We start from the raw sequence: 25,762 nt of genomic DNA, 5'->3' as shown, positions 1-25,762 counted from the left end.
GGCGAGGCGGCCGTCAATACGGGACGCCCACTCTGCGCCATACGTTACATCCCGATCCGAGACCAGCACCTCGCTATCCTAGCCCGCGACCGCGATGCCTGGAGGGATCGGGCGGAACGACGCTTTGACGTCGAAAGTCTCATTTGGGCCTGCGTCCCGGATGCCGCCACTTGCGATCCAGGGGTGGTGGCCGACGCTATCCGGGAGTGGTTCGATAGTTTCGACGAAGGCATTCCGACATGGCGGCTGGCTTCGCAAGATCGATAAAAAAGCCCGCACCAGCGGGCTACCGCACTTGGCCAGCCGCGGCGACCGAGACTGCCTGACTGCCGTCGGCGTCGACAACCGGCCAGTTTGAGAGGAGACGATCGCCAACCTCGGCTTGGATGACGGCTCGTCGCCCCTTACCGGACACCCGGCGACCAGAGCCCGGACGCCCGTCAATTGGCAGCCATTGCGGATATGGCAGACCAGCAATCGCAGGACCAACTTTAGCGAAGACTCCGTGATGGTCTTTTGCCAACACAGGTGGTACCGCAGCAATTCACTCAGTGGTGCTGGGGCTCCAGAAGGCCTGACTGACAGCACTTGACTCTGCCAGTCGCTCGACAACGTTATCGAGCTTCTCCCCATCGACCGAGGTCGCCATCAGCACGGCCTCGATCTCCACGTCGTCCGAGCCAAAAGCGTGAACTACCAGGTCGCGCGTGGGATAATTACTGCTTTCCAGGGCCTCATCCAACATGCGCATTGCTTCCTTCTGGCGCTCCCGCGGTGCGATGACGTAGACGGTATTGGTCACCTCCACGGCGGGAGTATCGATGGGCTGGCGGTTGATGCGGTCGACCATGGGGCGAAGCAGCGTATTTGCAGCCAGCACGAATAGACAACCGACCGTAGCCTCCAGAAGCAGATCCGCGCCGGCACACGCGCCTATGGCTGCCGAGCCCCACAAGGTGGCAGCGGTATTGAGTCCGCGCACGTTTCCCTCTTCCCGCATGATCACGCCGGCGCCAAGGAAGCCGATTCCCGAGACCACATAGGCGACGACGCGCACGGCACCATCGTGCCCTGCCAGCCGGTTGGCCATATCCACGAAGATGGCCGCGCCGACCGCCACCAGCACATTCGTGCGCAGGCCGGCGGTACGTTGGCGGTACTGTCGTTCGTAACCGATCACCGCGCCCAGCACGAATGCCGCGGCCACACTGATGCTGGTATCGAATAGAGAATCCAGATTGATGTTTTGGATGGCTTCAATGGTCATGTTTCACTCGAACTGGTCAGAGTCGGGCTCAAGGTGACTGCGTCAGGTTGAGGACAGACAAGTTGCATTAGCTTTCAAGCGAAAACCGCTCCGTATGGTCATCGTACGAGAAGATCTCCGCATAACGTCCCCATTCAATGATCGCCTCCAGCGTCTGCCTGGCCAGTTCATCGCTCAGAAAATCCTCTAACTTCTGCTCAAACCGGACGCGCGGGGCTTGCTGGTCTTTCCGCTCCGCCAGCACCGTACGGATATAGCCGGCCATCGGCACACGTCGCACCAGATGCTCGGCGAAGAGGGCTTTGCGTTCCTGCGTGCCATGTTCATTGAAGACCAGCCCTGCCGCGGTCAGCACAATGTCGCCCTCGCGCAGTTCGGCAAAGCCGAGATGTCCTAGCATCTCGGCGACTGGAAAAAGATCGTCCACCTCCAGATGCATGGTCGCTGCGATCTCCGGCAGATCGGCCTGGCCCCGATACGGCTCGGCAGCCACAGTTTCGATCAGACCCGCCATCAGGTTTGTGGAAACCGGCTGCAGCGGGCTGCCGATGTCCAGGCCGTTCCTTGGTGCAACTCCCTTGGTTGGCCGGGCTGTCATCTTGGCGTAGATCTCGTCGACAAGTTCGCGGAATGCCGGCTCAAGGCGGTCACGCCGATGCTTGAACGGTACTTCGAACTCGGCGACGACAGCCCCCGGGTTGGATGACAGCAGCAGGATACGGTCGCACATGAAGACCGCCTCCTCGATGTTGTGGGTCACGATCAGCATCGACTTGATCGGCAACATGCGCTCCGTCCACAGATCGAGCAGGTCGGTACGCAGGGTTTCGGCCGTTAGCACGCCGAGCGCCGAGAATGGTTCGTCCATCAGCAGCAACGTCGGATTGACGACGAGAGCGCGAGCAAAGCCCACACGCTGGCGCATGCCACCCGACAACTCGCGTGGGAAGGCATTCTCAAAGCCGTCCAGCCCTATCAGGTCGATGGCCGCAAGCGCGCGCTCACGCCGCTCCGCCGGCGGCACGCCCAGGGCTTCCAGGCCAGCTTCGACGTTGTCCAGCACGGTCAGCCAGGGGAATAGCGCAAAGGTCTGGAAGACCATGGCGACGCCTTCGGCTGGGCCCTTGATAGGAACACCGCAGTAGTCGAGCTGGCCCGATGTAGGGGAAATCAGCCCGACAATCATCCGCAGCAGCGTGGACTTGCCAGAGCCCGACCGGCCAAGCAGGCCGACGATCTCGCCTTCGCGCAGATCGAGGTTCACGCCGTCCAGCACTAGGCGCTTGCCTTGCTCGCGGCCATAGCCGTGGCTCAGGTCGCGAATGCTCAGGATGTTCCGGGAAGGGGTCAGAATTTCGTTTTGCATTGTGCTTGCCCTCTCAGTTCATGCGCAGCTTGTTTTCGGCGATGGCATACAGCGGACGCCACAGGAAACGGTTGAAACAGACCACCATAATCGACATGACCGCAATACCAAGGACGATCTTGGGATAGTCCCCGGCGGCGGTGGCTTGGGCGATGTAGGAGCCAAGGCCGTGCGCCGACAGGCTGGTAGATCCCCATGACACCGCCTCGGACACGATGCTCGCGTTCCATGCCCCGCCCGACGCGGTGATGGCGCCGGTCACGTAGTAGGGAAAAATCCCGGGCAGCATGATCTTTCTCCACCACTGCCAGCCGTGAATGCGGAAATTGGTGGCCGCTTCGCGGAAATCGTTCGGAAATGCGGTTGCCCCGGCGATGACATTGAAGAGGATGTACCACTGCACCCCCAACACAATCAGCGGACTCAGCCAGATGTCCGGATTGAGATGAAAATGGACAATGCCGAACACAAATACCGGGAACAGCAGGTTGGCTGGAAAGGCCGCCAGGAACTGGGCCAGCGGCTGGATTTTTTCGGCAAGCCGGGGCCGCAGGCCAATCATGACCCCGACCGGCACCCAGATCAGGGAGGCGAGGACGATCAGCACCAGCACGCGCAGCAGCGTCAGCAGCCCCAGCCCGATAACTTTCACAACTTCGTCCAGCCCGGCTTCAGTGTGGACATAGCTGATCGTCCGCAACAGCAGATAGCCGGCAAGCACTGCCACCAAAAAGCTCCAGACGAGGTCGACGACTCGGGTCAGGCCTGCCCGTTGGACGCCTGGGGCCACGGGCAGGCGGACCGCGAAGCGGGCCCGCGCCAGCTTGCGCAGCAGGCGGCCGAAGGGACGCAGCAGGCTCTGGATCAAGTGGGTACGGTGCACGAGGTTTAGCACCCAGGACTCCGGTGCGGTTTGTGCGCTCGTGCTTTCCAGCCGGAAGCGATCTGCCCAGGCCACCATCGGACGAAATAGGAACTGGTCGTACAGGACGATCACTGCGATCATGGTCAGGATGACCCAACCCACCGCTGCCATATTGCTGTCGGCAATGGCGGTGGTCAGGTAGGCCCCGACCCCAGGCAGGGTGATCGACTTGTCGCCGACCGTGATGGCTTCCGAGGCGACGACAAAGAACCAGCCGCCCGACATGCTCATCATCATGTTCCAGATCAGCCCCGGCATGGCAAACGGCACCTCCAGCTTCCAGAACTTCTGCCAGGGCGTCAGGCGCATGCTGCTCGACACCTCGATCAGGTCAGGCGGTAGCGTTCGCAATGACTGGTAGAAGCTGAACGTCATGTTCCAGGCCTGGCTGGTGAAGATCGCGAAGATCGCTGCGAGCTCGGCGCCCAGCATGCGGCCCGGAAAGAGCGCGAGGAAAAAGACCACGGTAAAGGAGATATAGCCCAGCACCGGCACCGACTGCAGGATGTCGAGAATGGGGACCAGTACCTTCTCTGCCCGGCGGCTCTTGGCTGCCAGCGTGCCGTACGTGAAGGTGAACAGCAGCGACACCGCCAGTGCGGCCAGCACGCGCAGCGTGGTCCGCAGGGCGTATTCGGGCAGCATGGCGGGATCTAGCGAGATCGCCTCGGCGCTGGGGCCCGCGAGCGGTGCCAGCGTTTCACGGATGCCCGACGCGGCCACTACCAGCAGACCGATAATCAGCGGAAGTGCGACGAAATCCCAGCGGTTCGGAAGCAGACGCCGAGCCGTGCCGGGGGGGTGCGGAAGGAATTCGTTTGCCATGGGGCCTCCTTGGCCGACAGCATGGTTAAACGGGAACCCACGGAGCTTGTGCTGGCAGCTTCGTCAGAACAGGCTCGCGAGCCATTGGATTTACCACCCTGCCAGCCGGGCACGAGCAGTTGGTAGGCGCAGCGCAGCGATAGGGTCGTCGTCCATGATGGCCCCTCCTGTTCACTGGAAGGTTATCGCCTTGCTCCTCAGAATTCGGCGTGGAACCGGACGCCATAGAACATTGCAGGCCCCCGATCCCGGTTGTAGCCGGGGTTGCGGATGTACTGGAAACTCGGGCTGATGCTGAAGTACTTCAACAGTTCCAGGCTGTAATAGATTTCGAGCACTTGTTCCGGCCGACCTGCTTGCCGATTTCGGTAAAGGCATAGGTTTCCGTCTTGTCGTCCGACATATTGGCGCGGAAGAACACGCCCAGCGAATCATTGACCTCCTGCAGCAACGTAATGCCCACGCCTACCTTGGCATGTTCCGCGCGCACGTCGGCGACGTCGGGCGTCACGTTGTTGGCCTGCCCGAATGCGATGGCATCGCTAAACTTGCCCATCTTCGCTTTATTGCGCCAGAGCAGCAGGCGCGCCGCACCGGGACGGCCAGCCAGGTTATAGCGCTTTTCCAGCTCGAGGATGTCGCCGTAGTGCTCAAACATCCGTGTGTCGAGCTTCAGCCCATTGGATTCCAGTGGTTGCAGGAAATGGCCAAAGCGCGCCGACCAGCCATCGCCAACGTACTCCAGCGCCAAGCCCCAGTTGTAGCCGCGCGCATCGGCGGGATAGTCGAACGAGCCATGCGTCAGTGAGGACCAGTTCATGAACTGCGTGCGCGGGTCGGAGCCGTAGGGGTTCAGATCGAAGATGTCGAGCACGCCAAAGTTGCCGGCGGTCAGCATGACGCGCTGCTTGTCGACGGTTCGGGCGAACTGGTTGAAGTCGGCATCGAGCTTCTCCTCGCCGCCACCCAGGCCCCACGTCTGGCGCACGAAGGCCCGGGCCCGGTAGAACGTGGGATTGGTGCCCGACGACTTGGCCAGTTCTCCGTTGGTCAGGCCGCCCAGGCCGTGCAGGCCGGAGAACGGCACGCCCTGCGAGACCTCGGGATTGAAGTGGAACTCTGCCCCTTGCCACAGGCGCAGGCCCAAATCGAGCGTGCTGGTGAACGAATAACTCTTGGCCCGTTCCGTGCCGAGGCTGTGCTCGCCCGAATAGGCCGCGCCAAACGATGGCTTGCGCTGCCAGATGTAGGTGGCCTGCCCGTGGAAGGCAAAGCGGTCCTCCATCGGATCCGACGCCGTATTGCCAGGGGCAGCGCCCGGAGCCGGCTGGCTTTCACCGGCGTCCTGGGCATGCGCCGGTGCGAGGCCAATGCCAAGCAGCGCCAGGGTCAGCGCCACAAGCGAGCGGTGCGACCAACGGGAGCCCTTCAAAAAAGTAAGGGCGGAGAAGGCAAACTGGAAACAGGTAAGGAACGACATGAGACCTCCCTCACGCGTTTCTATGGCGCGTGTAGGCTCGGTGCGACTGCTCGCGAAGGTCAAAGAGTGAGGGCGATGTTGCCCGCGACTGCCTTCTCGGTACAGAACGCTAACAAAAAAAATCGGGAGGTGGCCACACAGAGAATCTGTATGGTTGCCACTACCCGCCGGTAACGGCTAGGCAGTGGCGAGATGTCGCCTTGACTGACTAGCCGTTCAGAGATCGGCGTGACGCCGACTAGAACAACAGTCCATGGGGAGAACCCTTAGTGATGACGGAGCGGAGGATACCAGAAGGTTTCATCGGCCCACAAATGGTTTTTTCCAGCCTCTCGGCCGCTCGCAGCATTTCTGCTACAACGCATTTCCGGCGGTCAAACGAAGGTTGAGGAAGGCGCGACGTAGCAGGCGGAATGGCAGTTGTCCAGACCGCAGTCGCGCCAAGAAAGGCGGCTATGCGCCACTTTCATGGTCCGGGCTTATCCCGGTCAGTTGGGTTCCGCGGCGGTCCGCACCGCCGCTATGCGGTGAACGCTTTTTCGCAGAATCCCTGCAAAGGTTTTCAGTTGGCCTTTTGCTCCTGCTTGCCCGCCGAATCCGGCCGCGTTTGCTGCCTTGTTTCTTCCCGCTCCCTTCTCCGCTCGCGCTTGCGGCCCTCGTAATGTGAGATAGGCTTGGTGCCTTGTGCTGCGGAAGCCTCAGGGCGCGGGCTTGTGGGCGTTGTCGGGGTCGCCATGACAGCGCACGGGGACGCGGCCTGCCACGCGGCCAGGATGCACAACAATAAGTTGCGCATGGCGATTCCTGTTTGCATTCATCAACTCTTTCAACGCGCGGCGAAAAGGGGGGTGTGTTAGGGCCGTGCCACGCATCAACCTGCACCCTTGCTTGAGGAAAGCGGCCCTGCCGCTCGCTGTCGGCATGGTCCTGACATGCCTCCGCACCTGCCCCGAGGACAACATATACCAACAACATTATCAGAATCGCCGCCTTGCGCGCCCAGCCGCCACTAGGCACACGCGACGGCAACCGCAGCAGGTACAGTCCGCCACAATGGCCGGACGGCGCGAGCAGCGGATCACGGAAACCCATACAAACTCTCGAGGAAGCTGGAACGTACCCGGTAGCACGTTTCGTGGCGGAAGAGCGCGCTGTGGCAGCGAGCGCGCGGTGCTGCGAGAAATCAATCCGGAGCGCATGCTGCGTCATCGAGCAGCCACCAAAGGTACCGAATGGCCGGTGAACGGCCAGGAGCTGTCTTCCAAGCCGAGGCCAAGACCGTCACTTCATCGGCCGATGCGGCCGCCCAAGGCATGCTGATAGAGCGGCTGTGAAGGGGAGCCAGCGGGCACGCGGCCCCCCCATCAGTAAGCATCCCGAACTCGATTTCCTGCCCGGGATACGCGTCTTGGTGTGCGTAAGCCAGTGCAGTGCCGATCCCTCGCCGCCGATGCCCTTCGCTCACTTCGATAAAGGAGATCTTCGGGACGCCCTGGAAGCAGGAGTAATCAAGATGTCCGGCACATACGTCGCCCATGCGTGCTTCAAGCATGTAGTCGTCCTGGCCGTGGTGCGCGCCGCGGTGGATAGCGCGAATCTGCAGCACTGATTTCGCCATGGTTCGCGACTCAGGAATGGCGCATACGGGATGCCGCCCGATCCGCCGGCGAATCCTCTGCCTGGCGTCTTCGTCATGCTGCTCGTCAACAGCCTTCCAGCCTTGCACGGTCGCCCGCTGTCTGCTCTCTACACCATCACCGAAATCCGCAGCTTGGCTCGGCGTTGGCTCGGATGCTGCAGCATCCAGGGCTCTCGCTGACTTTGACGGGCGTCACTTCGGGCGTTTCCCCCCGAAAGCTCAAATTGTTCAAGTCCCTTGTGTCTATCGATTTCACCACTCAGGCCTAGCGCGAAGCGCTGGACCTTACGATTTCCTTCTACCGGCGCCTAGTTGGCTCCTGACCGCTGGTCAAGCCATGAAGCCACTGCGTGGCTGCTCGCAAACCGTTGCCGCAATTGGCCTTTTGCCTTGGTGTTGTGAGAGAGAAAGCTTGACGAAACAGCATCACAATAACGCGGGCCGCCCGCGAATCACGCCGAATGAAGCACACGTCGCAAGCGGCTGCGGGCAAAGGTCTGCTCGTCTCTTTGATATTGACTAAAACGTCAGGATGACGATAATGTCGTCAAAACATCGGGTGCCACCTATGGCGGCGCCCGGCCATTGGAGACGCCATGACCCGTCCGCCCCGCAGCGTGCTGCGCACGCCGCCGGCTTTCCCCGAAAGTGCGCTGCCTGCCTTCGTCCAGAAGCTCGACCGGCCCGAAGCCCTGGTCAAGGCCCAGGCGCTTGCCTTCCTGATGTTCGAGAAGCGCGACCTGCGCGCGACGCAGACCTTCCTGACGGATTTCGGCATGCATTGCGTGTCGCGCACCGGAAGCCGGCTGTTGATGCGCGGCGCCGGCCCCCAGCCGTGCCTGATGCTCGCGACGCCAGGGCAGCGCTCGCGTTATGTCGGCGCGGCCTTTTCGGTGCGCAGCGAGGCAGACCTGGACTACCTCGAGGCCAACGCGAATGCGCGCCGCCTCCAGGCAGACGAGATTCCGGGCGGCGGCGCCGGCGTCGAACTGACCGACCCCGCCGGGAACTTGCTGTGGCTGGTGACCGGCCAGCAGCCGGTCGACCCGCTGCCATTGCGGGACCCGCTGCATTCGCTCACCAACGACCCGGGACAGCTTCGGCGGGTGAATGCTACGGTCCGGCCGCCGCTGGAGCCCGCGGCCGTGGTCAAGCTCGGCCACGTCGTGCTCCAGACCGTCGACTTTCCCGGCATGGCGCGCTGGTATATGCGTCATCTCGGCCTGATCCCGACCGATGTCCAGTATCTGGAGGACGGGTCTCCCAATCTCTGCTTCTTCCGCTTGGACCTCGGCAGCACGCCCGCGGACCATCACGCCTTCGTGCTCGCCGGCGGCATCGAGGAGAAATACGAGCACAGCGCATACGAAGTGCTCGACCTCGACGCGCTCGGCCAGGGCAACAACGTGCTGCGCGCGAATGGCCACCGCCATATGTGGGGTATCGGGCGCCATGTGCTCGGCAGTCAGCTATTCGATTACTGGTTCGATCCGGACGGCATGGAATTCGAGCACTACGCCGACGGTGATGTCTTCACCGCCGACCGGGAAACCCACTACGTGCCGCTGGAAATGTCCGGCATCTGGGCATGGGGCGACGACGTCCCCGCCAGCATGGGTGTCAAGCGCAATCTCGCCACGGTGTTCCGGGTTGCGCGGCTGCTGCGCGCCGGCCGGCTCTCGGCCGCGCGGCTGAAGCTGCTTGGCCGCGTGATGACCCAGGCGCGGCCCTGGCTCTGAGCCTGCGCATCCGCCCCACTACGAACCCCCTCACGTCAAGGAAAGCAAATGTCCGTCAAAGTCGTCCGATATCTCCACGGCGGCGAACCCTGCTGGGGTGTGGTCCACGACCGCCGCATCGCGCCCCTGTCTTGCGGCTCTGCCAGCACCGCCGACTTCGTCACGAACGGCCTCGAAGCCGCGTGGCGCAGCACCCCCGGCCAGGCCACGCTGCCGCTCGACGCCGTCACGCTGCTGCCGCCGGTCACGTCTGACCGCCAGTTCCTGTGCCAGGGCATCAACTACGCCAGCCATGTGCGTGAGTCCGGCATGGACCCTGACAAGATCGGCTTCAACACCCTGTTCACCAAGGCCCCGTCCTGCCTTGCGCCCGCCGACGCCGACGTGGTGCGGCCGGCGCATGTGCATCTGCTCGACTACGAAATCGAGCTTGGTCTCGTGGTGCGCAAGCCGCTGAGCGAGGCGGTCCAGGTCGGGCCGGACCAACTGCACGAGTACCTCGCTGGCGTGACCATCGTCAACGACATTTCGGCGCGCGACGTCCAGCTGCCGCAGGCCCAGTTCTACAAGGGCAAGAGCTACCGCAGCTTCGGCCCGGTCGGGCCTTTCCTGGTGCTGTTGGACAAGGAGGAATGGCGGCGCTGGCCCGCGTTCCGCATGCAGTTGCATGTCAACGGGCAGCCCCGCCAGGACGCCTATTGCGGCGACATGCTTTTCAAGCCGCACCAGACGCTTACCGAGATGTCCGCGCTGCACGACCTGCAAGCCGGCGATCTGATCGCCACCGGCACGCCGGCCGGCTGCGCCGCCCGTGCGCCTGGCAAGCTGGCGATGTGGGTGTTCCGGCATTTGCTGTCCGAGAGTGCGAAGTGGCGCCTCTTCATCAAGAAGGGCTTGTCCAACCCGGCTTACCTGCGGCCGGGCGACATCATGACCGCTTCGATCCGCACCGACGACGGCGCCATCGACCTGGGCGAGCAGCGCAATCGGGTGGTGGCGGCATGAGCCACAGTTATACCGCCGCCATCGACGGCTTTGGCGATGCGTTCGGGTTGCGGCTGCGCCCGGCGCCCCGCCCGCAGCCGCGCCAGGGCGAGATCGTGGTGCAAGTGGAGGCCGCGGCGGTCAATCCCATCGATGTGCGCCGCCGCGGCGGCTACGGCAGCAGGTTTTTCTCTCTGATGGGCGCGGCGCGCATGCCGCTCGTGCTCGGTAACGATTTTGTCGGGACGGTTTGCGCGGTGGGCCAGGGTGTGACCGGGCTGCGCGAAGGCGATGCCGTGTTCGGCGCCAAGCCGCCATCGAGTGCGGGCACGCATGCCACCCATGTCGCCATGCGCGCCGAACACGCTCGCCTGAGGCCGTCGTCCATCCCGGCCGCCGCCCTGGCGACGCTACCGTACAACTTCCTGACCGTGACGCGCGCGTTCGCCGACGCCGGGATCTGCCGCGAGACCGTGAACGGGCGTCCCGTGCTCGTGCACGGCGCAACCGGTGGCCTGGGCCAGATCGCGGTCTGGTTGCTGCGCAGGCTGGGAGCGAGTGTTACCGCTGTCGGCGGAGGTAAAGGACTCGTTGCCTGCCTGGCCGCTGGCGCTGACGTACTCGTCGATCGCCACCGCCAGTCGCTGGCGAGCCTGCCGCGGCATTTCGCCGCCACCCTGAATTTCGCCAACTGGGATGACGAAGCGGACCTGCTGCGCCGGCTGGCGCCCGACGCGGCCGGTCATGCGACCACGGTACATCCGCTGCTCGGCAACTTTGACCGGCTGGGACTGTTCAGAGGCGGGGTGGCCACGCTGGTTGGCAAGCGTGGCAAACGCGGGCTGATAGCGAAGGGCGCGCGCTATGGGTGGACGACCTTCCGCCCGAACCCTTCGGCCTTGCAGGCACTGGCCGATTGCGCGGCGGCGCTGGCGCCCGCCGAGGTTAAGACTTTTGCGCTCAGCCAGGCCGGGCAGGCGTTCCTGCACGTCGGGCAAGGCCAACCCCGGCGGGCCGTCCTGCTGCCAGGGGAACTCTAGAAAAAGACAGCGCCACAACAAGGAGACAAGCATGCCCCATAACATAAACGACCGCGGGACGCGTACCGGCGGCATTCGGACCCAGGCCGATATCGACGAATTCGAACGCACGCCCTGGCAGGAAAAACTGCCCGCGCAGAACACCTACGAACTGCTGTGCCGTGCCTGCGACAGTCATCCGGACAAGACCGCGTTGCGCTTCGTCATGACCGGGGAGGCTGACGCGCCAGACTTTGTCGTCGATTACGCAACCCTCAAGGCGCGCGTGACGCAAGCGGCCAACGCCTTTCACCGCGCCGGCATTACCACCGGCACGGCGGTGGCGTTGCTGCTGCCCAATCTGCCCCAGACCCATTACGCCTTGCTGGGCGCGCAGGCTGCCGGCATCGCCAGTCCCATCAACCCGATGCTGGAGGTCGACTATGTCGCCGCCATCGTCAATGAGACAGGCGCGCAAGCGCTGGTCGCCTGCGCTCCGGTCTCTGACAGCGCGCTGTGGGACAAAGCCGTCGCCGTGGCCGACCGTTGCCCATCGGTGCGGACCCTGTTCGTCGTCAGCGCTGCGCCGTATCTTCCTGCCGCGCAGCGTGCGCGGGTCGACGCGGCCTTCGACACGGCGTCAAGGCCATGCCGCGCGGACGTGAAGATGGTCGGCTTCGACCAGGCGCTGGCGGCCGAGCCGTCGGACACGCTGGTTTCGAAGCGCCGCATCCTGGCGACTGACCTCTGCTCGCATTTCCATACCGGCGGTACTACCGGCCTGCCCAAAGTCGCGACGCACACGCATCTCAATGAAGTCTTCGTCGCGTCGATGCTCAAGGCGCTGATCCCGTCGCCAAACACGATCCTGTGCGGCCTCCCACTGTTCCACGTGAACGGCGCGATGATCACCGGCCTTGCCGCATTCCATGGCGGCTGGGAGGTCGTGATGCTGACGCCCGCCGGCTATCGGGGCCAGGGCGTGATGCCGAACTTCTGGAAGCTGGTCGAACGGTTCCGCGCCACCAGCTTCAGCGGCGTGCCGACGATCTACGCCGCGCTGGCCGATCTGCCGCGGGAAGGCGCCGACATTGCGTCGTTGCGCTTCGCCTTTTGCGGCGCCGCGCCGCTGCCGGCCGAGGTCGCGCGGCGCTTCGAAGCCGCCGCTGGCATTCCGCTGTACGAGGGCTACGGTCTGACCGAAGGCGCGTGCGTCTCGGCCCTCAATCCGCCGCAGGGCGAACGTCGCCTCGGCACGGTCGGCCTGCGCCTGCCGCACCAGGCAATCGGCGCCTGGAAGGTCGACGGCTCCGGCCACGCCACCGAGCCTTGCGCGCCGGGCGAAACCGGCGTCATCGGCATCAACGGCCCCAATGTGTTTCCCGGCTATCTGCGCGAGCAAGACAATGGTGGCATCTGGCTCAAGCCGGGATGGCTCAATACCGGCGACCTCGGCCATCTCGATGCCGACGGCTATCTGCATCTGACCGGCCGTGCCAAGGAACTGATCATCCGCGGCGGCCACAACATCGATCCGGCGATGATCGAGGACGCGCTGCTGCAGCATCAGGCCGTGGCAATGGCGGCCGCGGTCGGCCAGCCGGATGCGCACAGCGGGGAGTTGCCAGTCGCCTACGTCACGCTCAAGCCAGGCTTCACCCCGGCTGCCGACGAATTGCTCGCGGCCGCGCGCAACCTCGTGCCGGAACGCGCTGCAGTGCCGGTGCGCATCGACATCCTGCAGGAGATGCCGCTGACCTCCATCGGCAAGGTGGCGCGGGCGGAGCTACGCATGCGCGCTGCGCAGCAAGTATTCCGAGAGATTCTGGCGCGGGCCGGTACGGCCGCCAGCGTGCATGTGGGGCCGGATATCCGGCGTGGCACCGTCGCCTTCGTCCGATGCCCCGCCGCGGACGTGGCGTACGTGCAGGATCTGCTCGGACGGTTTCCGTTCCCGCTCGACTTCAACGGCCCGGTGTGAACGCGCCGAGTCCCCTCCCGTAGAGAAACCGCTCATGAATACCACATTGCCCGAGCAGGTCGACGTCTTGCTGGTGGGCCTGGGCCCGGTCGGCGCCACCGCGGCCAACCTGCTGGGACGCTACGGCGTCCGTACCCTGGCCATCGACAAGGCCGCTGATATTTTCACCGCGCCCCGGGCCATCGTGCTCGATAACGAAGCGCTGCGCATCTTGCAGATGGCAGGGCTCGAGGAAGGCGCGTTCGAAACGCTGGCCATTGCCAAGGTGCAGATGCATTCGCCGCTGTTCGGCAGATACGCGCGTGCCAACACAGCCGGCACCATGGACTGCCACCCGCGACTGGTCACGTTCTATCAGCCAGATCTCGAACGCGCCTTGCGCGCCCGCTTGAGCCGCTATCCCTGCGTGAGCATCGCGCTTGGCGCCGATCTTACCGGTTTCGACGACGACGGCGAAACGGTGCGCGCCACTGTGTGTCTTCCCGGCGGTGACACGGCCACCGTGCGCGCGCGCTATATCGTGGGCGCGGACGGCGCCAATTCTTTCGTGCGGCGCCACGCCGGCCTTGCCTTCGAAGGCAAGACCTTCACGCAGGACTGGCTGGTCGTCGACGCCCTGAACGTGCCCAACCCGATCGACCATGTCGAATTCCTGTGCGACCCGCGCCGGCCTACGCCGCACATGGTTGCCCCGGGCGGCAGGCAACGCTGGGAGTTCATGCTGCAGCCCGGCGAGACGCGTGAACAGATGGAATCGCCTGACAAGATCCGCGAGCTGCTCGCCCCCTGGTGCAAGCCGGAGGACATCACGATCGAGCGCACAGCGGTCTACCGGTTCCATGCGCGCATCGTCGATCGTTTCTCCAAGGGTAGGGCGTTCCTGGTGGGCGACGCCGCGCATATCACGCCGCCCTTCGTCGGCCAGGGGCTCGTCGCCGGGCTGCGCGACGTGGCCAACCTGTGCTGGAAGCTCGCTTGGGTCGTGCAGGGAAGGGCGACGCCCGCCATTCTTGAAACCTACGACACCGAGCGGCGCCCACACGCCCGCTCCATCATCAACCTGGCGCTCCTGATGGGCCGGCTGGTGATGCCGCGCAACCGGCTGGCGGCATTTGCCGTCCATGGCGCGATGGCGCTGATGCAGCGCATGCCCTGGGCTCGAGCCTTCTTCGAGGACCTGAAGATCAAGCCGCCGGCGCGTTTCAGGCGCGGCCTGTTCCAGCGCGGCAAGACGCGCGCGAGGCTGGTGCGCGGCGGTCTGCTGCCGCAAGCGCTTGTGCGCCGCGGGCCGGGGGCACCCATCGTGCCGAGCGACGATGCGCTCGGGGCGCGGCTCGTGCTGGCGGGATTCGGCTGCGATCCCGCGCCGATGCTCGACCGTAGCCTCCTGGCGGCATGGCGGCAGGCAGGCGGCGCCATCATGCAGCTGCGCCATTGCGGACAAGGCGAGCATGGGCCGCAGCAGGCGCACGAGCGGCAGGACGGACATTCCTGGGAGGACATGTCGGACCAGCTTATCCCGGGGGCTGCACCCGTCGGCTGGATCGCGGTCGTGCGTCCCGACCGCACCGTGCTGCACGACGGCCCGCTCGAAGCCGTCGACGACATCGTCCGAGAGTCGCTGGCAATGCTGGGAGAGGGAAGCCCCTTGCCAGACGGCATGGCGCGCGCGTTGCGCGCCGCAGGCTGACATTGGTCTGACCTGATCGCTTTGGCGTGCGCCCCCGCGCGCCAGCGATGTGCTGGCGATGACGCCCCGTCCGACCAGAGGCATCCCGCGATAACCGCGGGCGAACACACCGGCCCCGGTCGAGGCAAGGGTCGATCCCGGCTCGTCAAAAAATAAAGCAAAACGGCTTTGATGCCGGAGGAGACAAAGATGGCAACGAGAACAGCGGACGCGCTTCGCTCCGTCGTTTCATGGACCATGCTTGCGTGGTCTTGCGCGGGATGGGGGGCGGAGGGCTTCGAGCCGCGCTACAACCTCGCCGGAAGCCTGGGCGGCGAGATGTTTGCGCCGCCCAACCAGACCGGCTTTATCAGCGCGCTCGCCGCCACCTACGTCAGTGTCAGCAAGGTGACCGGGGACGATGGCGGGCAGCTGACCCAGAGCCTTCCGGGGGGCACCGTTGCCTTGCCCAAGCCGACGCCGTCGGCCCTTTATCCCTCTTATTCGCGTGGCACGGTAGAGATTCCCGCCTCCGGCACCATGACGCGCTGGGACCTCGTGCTCGGCTATATCACCAGCGAGCAGTATGGCGGCGGGCGGCTGGCCTTTGCCGTCGACGTTCCATTCGCCAGGAAATCTCAGTCAATCAGCACGAGCGGCGCCACGCCGGTGCTCAACTGGAGTCCCGCGGTTCCGGCCGACGTGCAGAGCGCCGTGCAAGGGCAATTCAGCAGCCAGTACCAGGGCGCGCTCAAGGCGCAGGGCGCGAGCGAAAGCGGCGACGTCAGCGGTCTCGGGGACGTCGAGCTCATCACCGGCTGGCACTACGTGGGCGACAAGTTGCGGGTGCTGGGCAGCGCTGCGCTGGTGGTGCCGACGGGGAAGTACAGCGCCGACGCCGGCCCGGATATCGGCAACGGCAACTTCTACACGGTGCGCCCTGCCATCCAGGTGGCCTACCTGCCCACATCGAACCTGGCCTTCGCGGCCAAGGTATCCGCGGGCCTGAACAGCCGCAACCGGGACAACGATGTACGCAGCGGCAACTGGTTCGGCGTGGAGCTGGCTGCCGGGTACAAAACGCCTATCGGGGTGGTGGGCGTGCATGGGATCCGGATCCAGCAGTACCAGGACGACGAGAACAATCCGCTGGGCGCAAGCCGTCTCCGTTCCAACAACCTGGGGGCGTTCTTCACGACGATGATCCCGGTGGTCGATGTGGCATTGACCGTGCAGTACATGGCGACGACATCGTCGCGCAATGCCAAGCACGGAAACTTTACCCAGGTCCGACTGATCCGGATGTTCTGACAGCCGCCAGGGGGCCGGCCGAGTATTCCCGGCGCTCCCCGACGGCGCCGGTCATTCCGGCTGAATGCCGGCGGCTTTGATCACCTCAGCCCATTTCACGGTCTCGCCGCGCACGAACGCGGCCAGCTCTTCTGGCGTCGATGGGGAGGGTTGGCCTCCTGTCCGGCTGAAGTATTCGGTAGCCGCGGGGTTCGTCAACCCCTGTCGAATCAGCTGGCTCATCCGCGCGACGACCGGTTTTGGCGTATTGGCAGGGAAGAAGGCAGCAACCCAGGCCGTCATCTCGTACCCTGGCAGGCCGCTTTCCGCCATGGTCGGGACATTGCCGAGCAGGGGATGGCGGCTGGACGTGGTCACGGCGACCGCGCGCAGCTTGCCGTTCTGGATCAGGGGCAGGGCCGGATTGATGTCGGAAATCATGAAGTCCACCTGGTGGCCCATCAAGTCGGTCAGGCCTTGCGGCACGCCCTTGTAGGGCACATGCAGTGCCGATGCGCCGCTCATCATCTTGTAGAGCTCACTGGCGACCCGGGTGGAAGAACTGCCGCTGGCGAAGGTCATCTTGCCTTGCCGGCTTTTCGCCAGCGTGGTCAGTTCTGACACCTTCTGCACCGGGCTGTCGGATGGCACCACCAGGACCAATCCGCTCTTGGCGATCAGTGAAACCGGCGCATAGTCCTTGATGGGATCATAGGGCAGCTTCCTGAACAGGGACGCATTGGCCGCGTGGGTGGTATTTGTCGTGATCAGCATCGTGTACCCATCTCCGGGCGCCGTCGCGACCGCCGTGGCCGCGATGAACCCGTTGGCACCGGGGCGGTTTTCCACGACGACGGTCTGTCCGGTCTGGGCCGTGATGGTCCGCGCGATGTAGCGCGCGATGTTGTCCGTGCCACTGCCTGCAGGGAACGGCACCACGACACGAATTGGTTTTTCCGGATACTCGTTCGGGCCGGTTGCCCACACCCATTGCGGGGCCGCTGAGGCAGCTGCCAGTCCGGACAGCAGGGCGAGCATGCGTCGCCGAGGAAATCGCTGGATCATCTTGTCTCCTCCCGCATCCCGGGATCTGATGGATTGACTTGGCCGCGCTTGCGTCAGGACAGCGGATCGTGTGCGCGAATGACAATCAGCTCGCACGTCCCGTCTGCCGCTTCGAGGCTGAGCTCCGCACCGTCGGGAACGTAGACCCACTCCCCAGTCCCGGCGGCAAAGCGCTCGCCTTCGATGCGACCGTGAATCGTGCCGCCACGCACGAAGAGCACCTGCTCGGTCTCGCCAAGCCTGTGCGGCTCGGCGCCGCCATCGGGAGCAAGATCGACCATGTAGATGTCGAGAAACCGGGAATCGACGGTCTGGCGTGTGATGACCGGCCTGGCGAGCGCGCCACGGTAGTGCGGCAGGGCGATCGGTTCGGTGCTGGCGGGAACGTCGCGGACCTCGGCGGCACCGGCCTGAAGGCGCGGATCGTCCGGGCCGGTCGCAGTCACTGCTGCGTTCGGGTTCTCGCTGTACGGCGGCGCGTAGACCACCATCACCTGCACCGGTTCGTCGCTGATGACCTCGAAGCGATGGAAGACGCCGGCCGCATTGAAGCTCCAGTCCCCTGCGCGCAAGACGCGCTGCTTTCCCGGTAGTTCGCCGAGACCCTCGCCGGCGAGCAGGAACGACGCCTGCTCGAGGTTCGGGTGTGCATGCGGCAACGCGCCATGGCCCCGCGATATCGTGCCCAGCAGGACCTCGAGCCGGCGCGCGCCGACAGTCTCCTTGCCGATGATGCGCTGGTTCGCCGTTCCCGTGTGGTTGGCCGGTGCGTATGCGGCCACGTCAGTGGCCCTCCGTACAAAGGGTGATGTCATACCGATGTCTCCTTTCTCGAATGGTGAAGGCTGTCGCGCTCAGCGGCGGCTGTCGGGGATGGCCAGCGCCGGGTAGTGCTCGGTCAGCTTGGCTGGCATCTCCACATCCAGGATGAAACGATCACCGCGATACCAGAACTCCCCTGCCAGGAGCACATTGCCGTCGACGTCCAGCGTCGATCGAATGATCCTGGCGATTGGCGCCCCGAAGCCATAGGCGAGATCGCGTGCCAGGATGTAGTCGGCCGGCTCGACCGTCATGGTCTGCTGCATCATGCCAAGGCGGTCGCCTTCCACCTGGCGCAGCAGGTGACCGAGCTTGTGGTGCTTTTCGCCACCGCGTGGAAAGCGGGCAAAGACTGACGAGGCCACATACACCTCGATCAGGCAGAATGGCGTGCCGCCATGCAAATGCAGTTTGCGGACCATCACATAGCTGTCCAGCGGCGTGCCGCGGCGGGCCAGCCCCGGCCGCAGCGCCACGCCCTCGCGCATTTCCAGGATGCGGATTTCCAGCTCGCTGCCATGGGCCGATTCGTCATTGATGGCGGAGCGCAGGCCTTCTCCGGGTGCTGGCGGCTGCTTCATGACGTGGGTGCCACGACCGCGCTGGCTGCTGACCAGCCCCTCTTCCGTCAGCGCAGCAAAGGCCTGGCGCACGGTGACCTTGGCGATCCCGTAGGTTTGCGCGAGGCTGTCCACGGTTGGCAGCTGCATGCCCACCGGGTACTCGCCCGAAACGATCTTGTGCCGGATGACGCTGGCCAGTTGTCGATATCGCGTCACGCCGCCGATGCCGTCGTCGGCGAGGATGACGCCCTCGTTGGCAGCTGCGTTGGACGCATTGCTCGTCATGACAACAACTCCCGCGGCACGCGCACCGGCATGGTCAGCAGGATCTGCGCCATGCCCTTGCCAAGCGGATCATTGCGCAGCGACGCCATGCCACCGCCATCCAATGCTGACTCGCAGACAAAGTTCATGGCGTCGAAGCCGGGCAGGTCGTAGCATGTCACCGGCCCCTTCACCAGGTACCCAAGCCAGTCCGCCACGCGCGCCACCGTCACTTCGGCCCGCAGCACGGGCAGGTACGCCGGCCGGCGGGCGATCAGCCCGATGTTGGAGGTATCCCCCTTGTCGCCGCTGCGGCCATAGGCAAGCCGTATCAGCGGAACTTCGACGGTATCGTGTTCCGCAGGGCCGGCGCCCGTTGGTTCAGCGACTGCAGGTGCTGCGGCCGCGACCGGTGCCGCCGGGCTGCCCGAAGGAACGGTGACGCCGCTGCGTACGCCGTCCATCACCACCGCCGGGGTCAGGGCGCTCTTGTCGAGCAGGAATGCATACTGGCGGATCGATGGCGAGGGACTGGAACGCCCGCCAGCCGAGCCCGTCGTGCCCGGCGCCCAACTGGTCCCCGCCGCGGCGATTTCCCGCGCGAACAGTTCCAGCGCCGCCTTCTCGGGATGCATCACCGCCAGCCGCATCACCGCCTCGCGGGTGTGCCGGACGGCAGCATGTGGCCCAAAGCAGGACTCCGCTCCCAGCACCTCAATGTGGGTACGACTGTAGTCTCCCCACCCGTTCTCCGCGAACAGCTTGCGCGTGCGGGCAAGGATCGCCTGCGCCGTGCGTTCTGCCTTGGCGACCGCGTCGACGCCGACGATGGAAAGCTGTGCATTGCAGCGAAAGCCGTCGACGTAGGTGGCACAGACCTTGTAGGCATTGCCCGGGGCCCGCCCGCGCGCGCCGCTGACTTCCACCACGTCCGGTGCGGCCTGCCGAAGGGTTACCTGCGTGAAATCGCAGGTGACGTCTGGCAGCAGGTAGGTGGCCGGGTCGCCGATCTCGTACAGCACCTGCTCGCCGACCGTGGCGGTATTGACCAGTCCGCCGGTGGCGGGCGGCTTGCCGACCAGGAAGGTGCCGTCGGCACGGCACTCGACCACCGGATAGCCGATGTCGTGCCAGTCCGGGACGCTTTCCCAGTCGGTATGCAAGCCTCCCGTGGCCTGGCACCCGCACTCGATGATGTGGCCGGCCAGACTGCCTTGCGCCAGGCGGTCATAGTCGTCCGCCTGCCAACCGAACTCGTGCATCAGCACGCCGAGCGTCACGGCACTGTCCACGCAGCGTCCGGTGATGACGATCTGGGCGCCCTGGTCCAGCGCTTGTTTGATCGGCAAGGCCCCCAGGTACGCGTTGGCGCTGACCACCTTCTCCGGCAGGGGTCGGCCTTTCTGCATGTCCTGCACACCGGCTTCGCGCAGCTGTGGAAGCAGCGGCATCACGTCATCGCCTTCCACCACGGCGATGCGCAGCGTCAGGCCCTGTTCCGCGGCCAGCGCGGCAATGGCCTGCGCACACCCGTGCGGGTTCATGCCGCCGGCATTGCTGACCGCGCGAATCCCACGCTCGGCAATCTCTCCGAGCAGGGTCTTCATTGTCACCGTCACGAAATCGGTGGCGTAACCCAGTTCCGGCTTGCGCAATCGGGCGGCGGCGAGAATCGACATGGTCAGTTCGGCCAGGTAGTCGAACACCAGGTAGTCGATATCGCCGTGGCGCACAAGCTGTGGCGCGCCAACGCTGCTGTCGCCCCAGAACCCGGAAGCCCCGCCAATGCGTACCGTTTTCGCGTCCATTCCCATCTCCCTATCTGCCAGTCCACTCGGGCTGGCGCTTCTCGCGGAATGCCAGCTGGCCTTCGCGCGCGTCCTCGGTCAGTGCAAACAGCCCGATCTGGCTTTCCGTGAACGCCATGGACTGCTCGAACGACATGGTTTCCATATGCTTGAGCGTGTACAGCCCCCGACGGATGGCGGCGGGCGAATTGTTCCGCAGGCGGGTCAGCAGCAAGTCCAGCCTGGCGTCGAGATCGTCGCTGACATCGTTGATTAGCCCCGCGGCCAGCGCTTCCCGCGCGGACAGTGGCTCGCCGCACAGGCACAATTCGGTGAGCGTGCGACGCGGCACCAGGTGCTGCAGCACGCTCAGCACCTGCGCCGGGAACAAGCCCAGCTTGACCTCCGGCAGGCCGAAGCGGGCACCTTCGCTGGCTATGGCCAGATCGCACATCGCCATCAGCCCCATGCCGCCCGCCATGCAGGCGCCATTGACACGGGCGATCAGCGGCACCGTCGACTGCCTGGCGCAGCGGAAAAGGTCCGCCATCCCCAGGTAGGGCTCGGCGTAATCGAAGGCAAAGGATTTGCCGGTCTGCAGATCGGCGCCGGCGCAAAACGCCTGCTCGCCCATTCCGGTAATGACCACAGCGCGGATGTCGGCGTCGCGATTGGCGCGCAGGATGCCGTCGCGAAGTCCCTGCAGCACCCCCGGCGTGATGGCATTGCGGCGCTCCGGCCGGTTGATGGTCAGGTAGAGTGCTGCGTCCCGGACCTCGCTCAGCAGTTCATCATTCATGCGGAGTTTCTCCTTCGGTGCGTTGCACTTGTGACCCATCCCTGGAGATGCCAGACGCGAACAGCGTATCGATGGCGTCGTCGTCGTAGCCGGCCTCACGCAGGACCTCGCGGCTGTGCTCACCCAGGCTTGGTGCATGGCGGCGGCTGGTCGGTGGGGTGCCATGCCATTCGCTGGGCACCGCCATCTCCCGGATACGCCCGACGGCCGGGTGGTCCGATTCGCTGAAGAAACCGATGTCCTGCAAATGGGGATCGTCCAGCAGCGACTCGAATGTGTGCATCGGAAAGACCGGAACATCGGCGTCCTTGAGCAGGGTGCGCCATTCCTCGGTGGTGCGCTTGGCCATTTCGTCGCTGACCATGGCATACAGCTCGGTGATGTTGGCGGTGCGGGTGTTGATGTTGGCGTAGCGCGGATCGGTGTCGTACACCTCCGGCTTGCCAATGACCTCGAGGAAGGCCCGCCAATGATGATCGTGATAGATCAGGCAGCAGACATGTCCGTCCTTGGTCTGGTACGGTCGCCGCTCGGGCGAGAGCAGGCGCGGATAGCCGAAGCCGCCCTTGGGCGGGACGAAGGTCTCGCCATACAGGTGGTCTCCCATCACATAGGGAACCATGGTCTCGAACATGGGGACATCAACGCGCTGGCCTTTGCCGGTGCTCATGCGCGCATACAGGGCGGCACAGATCACGCCGAAAGCATAGAGTCCCACCGAGCGATCGGCGATGGTGATTGGCAGGTATCGCGGACTGTCGCCACTGCCCAGCGAAACGGCCAGCGGCAGGCCGGTTGCGGCCTGGATCAGATCATCGAAGGCAGCCTGGGGCGCGTAGCGTCCGCGCTGCGAAAAACCGAACATGCCGACATAGACCAGGCGCGGATTGATGGCCGACAGCGATTCATAGTCCAGGCCCAGCCGCTGCATGGCCTGCGGGCGCACGTTGTAGGCCAGCACGTCGGCATCCCGTACCAGGGAAAGCAGAGCCTCCCGTCCCTCGGGCGCTTTCAGGTCAAGCACGATGCTGCGCTTGTTACGGTTCAGGCCAAGGAAGAGCGGCCCCAGCTTTTCATCGCCGCAGGGACCTATGCCGCGCGTACTGTCTCCGCCCGGCGCCTCGACCTTGATTACATCGGCGCCAAGGTCAGCCAGCATCTGCGTGGCAGAGGGCCCCATGAATACTGACGTGATGTCAACGACTTTCACGCCGGCCAGCGGCCCCGTTGTCTGGTCTTTCTTCATATCCCTTTCATCTCGGTGGGGCAATGTATGACGGCTGGCCGGGAGGCCACCGTTGCCTGCCGGTTGGCCGCCACATCGCGCTTGCAACAACACATCGATCATCGGTCGACCTCCGGCCTGGCCAGCCCTGGTATCCGCTTCTTGATTTTCGAGACGGTGTGGAGCTTCACCCGCTGCGCCCATGGCCCATCGATGGTGCGCAGATTCTTGTCCTTGAGATGCGCCAGGCCGAGCTCGTCGCTGAGTTGCGCAAGGGACGTCTCGACATCGAGCGAGAGGTTGGTGACAAGAACGTCGCCGCCATGGAAGACGAGGCTGTTCGACCAGAGGAAGCCGATGGGCGCCCCCTTGCGATCGATGCCGCCGAAGTCGCCGAGCTTGGCAATCACCTGCCCCTGCGTCGGCTCGAGCACAAGAATCTCGTTAGACTGGTTGCACGCGATCCAGAGGTTGTCGTGCTCGTCGATGATCAGGCCGTCGGGTCCGCCGCCGATCCGGTTGACGAAGACTTCAGGCGTGCCGGGCTCGAGCGTCGACCCGGTCACCGGTATCTTGACGACGGTGTCGTTCGCCGTATTGGCGACGAACAAGGCCGTCTTCTTGTTGTTGAACGACAAGCCATTGGCGCCGATGGTCGGTGGTATCCGCGTGGGCTTCAGCAGCGCGCTGGTGACCCATGCCGACGCTTCGCCGCCGGCGGGTCCGACTTTCCAGATGATGCCCTGGTGGGCGTCGGTCACGTAGACGTTTCCGGCGGGGTCGAACGTCATCCCGTCGAGGCCGGGGTTCTTGCCGCTGACCGTCATGAATACGGTCGAGGCACCCGTCCTGGGATCGACGCTCAGGACCTTCGCGCCCAGGTAGTCGACGACGAGCAACTGGCCCGTCCGGGGATGGAAGCCGAGGTCAAGCAACAATCGGCTCGAGCCCTTGATGGTGACAGTGCGCAGGTGCTTGCCCTGCGGGTCGAACACTAGCAGCGCGCCCTCGCTCGTCCTGGGTTTTTCCACCGCCACCGTGACGACGTAGACGTTGCCCTCGCGGTCCACGGTGATCCCCTCGGGATGCGCCTCACCCGCGGGCAAGGTGGCGAATGTCTCAACCTTGCCGCGCTCCCAGGCTCTTGCGGCCAGCGGTGTCGCCAGCAACACAAGCCAAATCAGCATTGGCAGTATCGGCATCCTGTGGGCTTTGATCATTCTCATGTTGCACTCGCTCAATCGCGCGGATTGATGGATCGTCACAAATTGATCTGATCGGTGTCGTACACGCTGGTCTCCAAAGGAGCAGAGGAACGGCACCGCGCAGGCCGACGAGCGGCCTGCCATGGTGGAAAGTCGCCTTTTTATTCCTCAGTAACGTCGGAGCCGTTGCCGCGGACGTAGGGCATCGGTCCGATGCCGCGCGCCGCCGCGAGCGTGTGGAGCGCGTACTGGATCGAGAGCGCGTCATTGAGCGAGTGGAAGGTGCCGTCCTCGTTGAAGCTCACTTGCGCGCCTTCGATCCAGGCGATTGTGATCGTGTCCTCGGTGTTGTCCTCGGGGGTATAGAAGGTGTGCACCGAGCCGCCGGGTTCGTATAGGTAGGAGCCGGCCGTCTGCGGCTGGTCGGGGTACTCGCGATACTTCCAGCAGCCCTGAATCGTCCACACCTGCGCCGTCCCGGTGTGGTAGTGGATCGGCAGGGAACAACCGGGTTCCACGATGGCCATGAAGACCCACTCGCCGCGCTCCGGGTCCAGGCGCAGCGGCTTGATGTGGATGCCCGGAAAGACGTCCTTGATCAGCGGGATCTGCTCGATGTTGACGGTCAGCAGCTTGTCTTGCGGCAGGGCGGGCAGCGGCAGCTTGGCGCCGGTGGACGTGGTGGGCTGCTCGAGAATTCTTGCATTCATGAGTTGTCTCCGTTTGTCAGAGGATGTGAAACAGTGGAAGGAAGCCGCCCTTTGATGAGACGGAAGAGTCACGCCGGTCCGCCGGGAAATTCAGAGCTGTGGCGGCAATGCGCCGAGGAATAGAAGCGTCCAGCGCGACGGTGAAGCCTGGATAACCTCTGCCCGGCCGCATGTCACTGGATACTCCTAAAGTTCTAATGTTAGTAGTTTAGAGGCTGAGAAAGGTTTTTTCTGCCCCTTGTTTACCCTAGGGACCTGACCAAGGGCCTATCGCTTCATTTGTGCTCGCTAGCCGCTCGCCGCTGGGGTTCGGTGATGGCGGGCACCGCCTTCAATGCGGACGCCGGGATCTCGATTTCGGAGACGTAGCGGTCACCCCGATACCAAGTGACGCCTGCGTACAGCACGCTGCCTTTGCCATCCAGAAGACGCCGCGACATCTTGGCGACGGGTGAGGCGAACGGGATCTTCAGCATGCCGCACAGAGGAAAATCCGCCGGCATCACGGTCATGCGTTGTCGTACACGTTTGCTGCGCGAGCCCAGTTCATCGAGCACCGCGGCGAGAAGCTTTTTCTTTCTGGCGGTGTCCTTGGGCAAGGCGTCGAAGACCGGGGCCAACACATAGATCTCTGCGTAGCAGAACGGCTCGCCGGAATAGGTGTGCAGCTTGCGGACACAGACGTATTCGCCGTCCGACTGGTCGCCCGGTCCGAGCAGTTCCTGCGGCACGCCGGTGCGGCGCCGGACTTCGAGTACCTCAAAGGCGAGCGCCGCAGGTGCGGCGAACGGATCGTTGATCGCCAGTTCGATGTCGCCCGTGGCGGCGGGCAGGGCAGCCACGTGGGTGCCGACACCCCGCTGGCTACGAATCAGCCCTTCTTTGGAAAGCAGCTCATACGCCTGCCGGACGCTGACGACGGCCACGCCGAGGTCAGCCGCGAGCTGCGTGATCGGCGGCAGCAGCATGCCGAGCGGATATTCGCCCTTTGCGATCCGGTACCTCAGCAACGAAGCCAGCCGCTGATATTGCGCAACGCCCCGTTCAGCCGACAGCTCCGCCCGCTCAATCCCCGTAGTTCGTTCGTCCGTCATTCCAGTTGCCTGATACTCAGAACATTGGAGTATGCACCAGAAGA

The 25,762-nt window shown here is 64.4% G+C and carries 19 protein-coding genes and 1 pseudogene; 6 read left to right on the top strand and 14 right to left on the bottom strand.

The window, feature by feature from the left end:
• Positions 1 to 544: 544 nt before the first annotated feature.
• The 5 genes and pseudogenes from AC1Q7H_RS10000 to AC1Q7H_RS09980 form a co-directional block, all read right to left on the bottom strand.
• Positions 545 to 1,267, bottom strand: coding sequence for an MgtC/SapB family protein (locus AC1Q7H_RS10000; protein ID WP_492381213.1), 723 nt, complete (start codon positions 1,265 to 1,267; stop codon positions 545 to 547).
• 67 nt (positions 1,268 to 1,334) lie between these two features.
• Complete coding sequence (locus AC1Q7H_RS09995) at positions 1,335 to 2,633, bottom strand: ABC transporter ATP-binding protein (protein WP_492381212.1); 1,299 nt, start codon at positions 2,631 to 2,633, stop codon at positions 1,335 to 1,337.
• 13 nt (positions 2,634 to 2,646) lie between these two features.
• Positions 2,647 to 4,383, bottom strand: a complete 1,737-nt coding sequence (locus tag AC1Q7H_RS09990; protein WP_492381211.1) for an ABC transporter permease — start codon at positions 4,381 to 4,383, stop codon at positions 2,647 to 2,649.
• A 197-nt stretch (positions 4,384 to 4,580) separates the two neighbouring features.
• A pseudogene (locus tag AC1Q7H_RS09985) lies at positions 4,581 to 5,863 on the bottom strand (carbohydrate porin).
• A gap of 1,183 nt (positions 5,864 to 7,046) precedes the next feature.
• Positions 7,047 to 7,589, bottom strand: coding sequence for a hypothetical protein (locus AC1Q7H_RS09980; RefSeq protein ID WP_492381210.1), 543 nt, complete (start codon positions 7,587 to 7,589; stop codon positions 7,047 to 7,049).
• Between the two features lie 530 nt (positions 7,590 to 8,119).
• Here AC1Q7H_RS09980 and AC1Q7H_RS09975 point away from each other — a divergent pair.
• The 6 genes from AC1Q7H_RS09975 (at position 8,120) to AC1Q7H_RS09950 (ending at position 16,205) form a co-directional block, all read left to right on the top strand.
• Complete coding sequence (locus AC1Q7H_RS09975; RefSeq protein ID WP_442877091.1) at positions 8,120 to 9,241, top strand: VOC family protein; 1,122 nt, start codon at positions 8,120 to 8,122, stop codon at positions 9,239 to 9,241.
• A gap of 48 nt (positions 9,242 to 9,289) precedes the next feature.
• Entirely contained in the window at positions 9,290 to 10,246 is a 957-nt protein-coding gene (locus tag AC1Q7H_RS09970; protein ID WP_492381209.1) for a fumarylacetoacetate hydrolase family protein, read from the top strand.
• A complete protein-coding gene (locus AC1Q7H_RS09965; RefSeq protein ID WP_492381208.1) occupies positions 10,243 to 11,265 on the top strand; it encodes an alcohol dehydrogenase catalytic domain-containing protein in 1,023 nt (340 codons plus the stop codon). Before AC1Q7H_RS09970 ends, AC1Q7H_RS09965 begins: the two co-directional genes overlap by 4 nt.
• 31 nt (positions 11,266 to 11,296) lie before the next feature.
• Positions 11,297 to 13,225: an acyl-CoA synthetase gene (locus AC1Q7H_RS09960; protein ID WP_492381207.1), complete on the top strand. Its 1,929-nt coding sequence runs from the start codon at positions 11,297 to 11,299 to the stop codon at positions 13,223 to 13,225.
• Positions 13,226 to 13,259: 34 nt separating this feature from the next.
• A complete protein-coding gene (locus AC1Q7H_RS09955) occupies positions 13,260 to 14,915 on the top strand; it encodes a bifunctional 3-(3-hydroxy-phenyl)propionate/3-hydroxycinnamic acid hydroxylase (protein ID WP_013959834.1) in 1,656 nt (551 codons plus the stop codon).
• A gap of 189 nt (positions 14,916 to 15,104) precedes the next feature.
• Positions 15,105 to 16,205: a transporter gene (locus tag AC1Q7H_RS09950; protein ID WP_492381206.1), complete on the top strand. Its 1,101-nt coding sequence runs from the start codon at positions 15,105 to 15,107 to the stop codon at positions 16,203 to 16,205.
• 51 nt (positions 16,206 to 16,256) lie between these two features.
• Here the strand turns inward: AC1Q7H_RS09950 and AC1Q7H_RS09945 are convergent, their stop codons facing one another.
• The 9 genes from AC1Q7H_RS09945 to AC1Q7H_RS09905 form a co-directional block, all read right to left on the bottom strand.
• Positions 16,257 to 17,249, bottom strand: a complete 993-nt coding sequence (locus AC1Q7H_RS09945; protein ID WP_492381205.1) for a Bug family tripartite tricarboxylate transporter substrate binding protein — start codon at positions 17,247 to 17,249, stop codon at positions 16,257 to 16,259.
• Positions 17,250 to 17,302: 53 nt separating this feature from the next.
• A complete protein-coding gene (locus AC1Q7H_RS09940; protein ID WP_492381204.1) occupies positions 17,303 to 18,064 on the bottom strand; it encodes a cupin domain-containing protein in 762 nt (253 codons plus the stop codon).
• Between the two features lie 39 nt (positions 18,065 to 18,103).
• Positions 18,104 to 18,919 (bottom strand): GntR family transcriptional regulator, encoded by an 816-nt coding sequence (locus tag AC1Q7H_RS09935; protein WP_013959830.1) that lies wholly within the window; start codon positions 18,917 to 18,919, stop codon positions 18,104 to 18,106.
• Entirely contained in the window at positions 18,916 to 20,706 is a 1,791-nt protein-coding gene (locus AC1Q7H_RS09930) for an acyclic terpene utilization AtuA family protein (RefSeq protein WP_492381203.1), read from the bottom strand. The genes AC1Q7H_RS09935 and AC1Q7H_RS09930 overlap by 4 nt, the downstream gene beginning before the upstream one ends.
• Positions 20,707 to 20,716: 10 nt before the next feature.
• Complete coding sequence (locus AC1Q7H_RS09925) at positions 20,717 to 21,484, bottom strand: enoyl-CoA hydratase/isomerase family protein (protein WP_492381202.1); 768 nt, start codon at positions 21,482 to 21,484, stop codon at positions 20,717 to 20,719.
• Complete coding sequence (locus AC1Q7H_RS09920) at positions 21,477 to 22,730, bottom strand: CaiB/BaiF CoA transferase family protein (RefSeq protein ID WP_211982483.1); 1,254 nt, start codon at positions 22,728 to 22,730, stop codon at positions 21,477 to 21,479. The genes AC1Q7H_RS09925 and AC1Q7H_RS09920 overlap by 8 nt, the downstream gene beginning before the upstream one ends.
• Before the next feature lie 98 nt (positions 22,731 to 22,828).
• Positions 22,829 to 23,929 (bottom strand): SMP-30/gluconolactonase/LRE family protein, encoded by a 1,101-nt coding sequence (locus AC1Q7H_RS09915; RefSeq protein ID WP_492379182.1) that lies wholly within the window; start codon positions 23,927 to 23,929, stop codon positions 22,829 to 22,831.
• A gap of 146 nt (positions 23,930 to 24,075) precedes the next feature.
• Positions 24,076 to 24,624 carry a 2,4'-dihydroxyacetophenone dioxygenase family protein gene (locus AC1Q7H_RS09910; protein ID WP_013959825.1) on the bottom strand — a complete coding sequence of 183 codons (549 nt, stop codon included), beginning with the start codon at positions 24,622 to 24,624 and terminating at the stop codon, positions 24,076 to 24,078.
• Between the two features lie 275 nt (positions 24,625 to 24,899).
• Entirely contained in the window at positions 24,900 to 25,718 is an 819-nt protein-coding gene (locus tag AC1Q7H_RS09905; RefSeq protein ID WP_492381201.1) for a GntR family transcriptional regulator, read from the bottom strand.
• Positions 25,719 to 25,762: the final 44 nt, after the last annotated feature.

This window comes from Cupriavidus sp. GW823-FHT06D04 (assembly GCF_058795055.1).
This window is presented reverse-complemented; position numbering and strand designations above follow the sequence as displayed.

Coding starts and splice junctions, on each gene's coding strand:
- AC1Q7H_RS09955 (WP_013959834.1), top strand. CDS start 13,260: ATGAATACCACATTGCCCGAGCAGGTCGACGTCTTGCTGGTGGGCCTG.
- AC1Q7H_RS09930 (WP_492381203.1), bottom strand. CDS start 20,706: ATGGACGCGAAAACGGTACGCATTGGCGGGGCTTCCGGGTTCTGGGGC.
- AC1Q7H_RS09945 (WP_492381205.1), bottom strand. CDS start 17,249: ATGATCCAGCGATTTCCTCGGCGACGCATGCTCGCCCTGCTGTCCGGA.
- AC1Q7H_RS09925 (WP_492381202.1), bottom strand. CDS start 21,484: ATGAATGATGAACTGCTGAGCGAGGTCCGGGACGCAGCACTCTACCTG.
- AC1Q7H_RS09915 (WP_492379182.1), bottom strand. CDS start 23,929: ATGATCAAAGCCCACAGGATGCCGATACTGCCAATGCTGATTTGGCTT.
- AC1Q7H_RS09965 (WP_492381208.1), top strand. CDS start 10,243: ATGAGCCACAGTTATACCGCCGCCATCGACGGCTTTGGCGATGCGTTC.
- AC1Q7H_RS09950 (WP_492381206.1), top strand. CDS start 15,105: ATGGCAACGAGAACAGCGGACGCGCTTCGCTCCGTCGTTTCATGGACC.
- AC1Q7H_RS09910 (WP_013959825.1), bottom strand. CDS start 24,624: ATGAATGCAAGAATTCTCGAGCAGCCCACCACGTCCACCGGCGCCAAG.
- AC1Q7H_RS09960 (WP_492381207.1), top strand. CDS start 11,297: ATGCCCCATAACATAAACGACCGCGGGACGCGTACCGGCGGCATTCGG.
- AC1Q7H_RS09970 (WP_492381209.1), top strand. CDS start 9,290: ATGTCCGTCAAAGTCGTCCGATATCTCCACGGCGGCGAACCCTGCTGG.
- AC1Q7H_RS09990 (WP_492381211.1), bottom strand. CDS start 4,383: ATGGCAAACGAATTCCTTCCGCACCCCCCCGGCACGGCTCGGCGTCTG.
- AC1Q7H_RS09940 (WP_492381204.1), bottom strand. CDS start 18,064: ATGACATCACCCTTTGTACGGAGGGCCACTGACGTGGCCGCATACGCA.
- AC1Q7H_RS09920 (WP_211982483.1), bottom strand. CDS start 22,730: ATGAAGAAAGACCAGACAACGGGGCCGCTGGCCGGCGTGAAAGTCGTT.
- AC1Q7H_RS09935 (WP_013959830.1), bottom strand. CDS start 18,919: ATGACGAGCAATGCGTCCAACGCAGCTGCCAACGAGGGCGTCATCCTC.
- AC1Q7H_RS09995 (WP_492381212.1), bottom strand. CDS start 2,633: ATGCAAAACGAAATTCTGACCCCTTCCCGGAACATCCTGAGCATTCGC.
- AC1Q7H_RS10000 (WP_492381213.1), bottom strand. CDS start 1,267: ATGACCATTGAAGCCATCCAAAACATCAATCTGGATTCTCTATTCGAT.
- AC1Q7H_RS09905 (WP_492381201.1), bottom strand. CDS start 25,718: ATGACGGACGAACGAACTACGGGGATTGAGCGGGCGGAGCTGTCGGCT.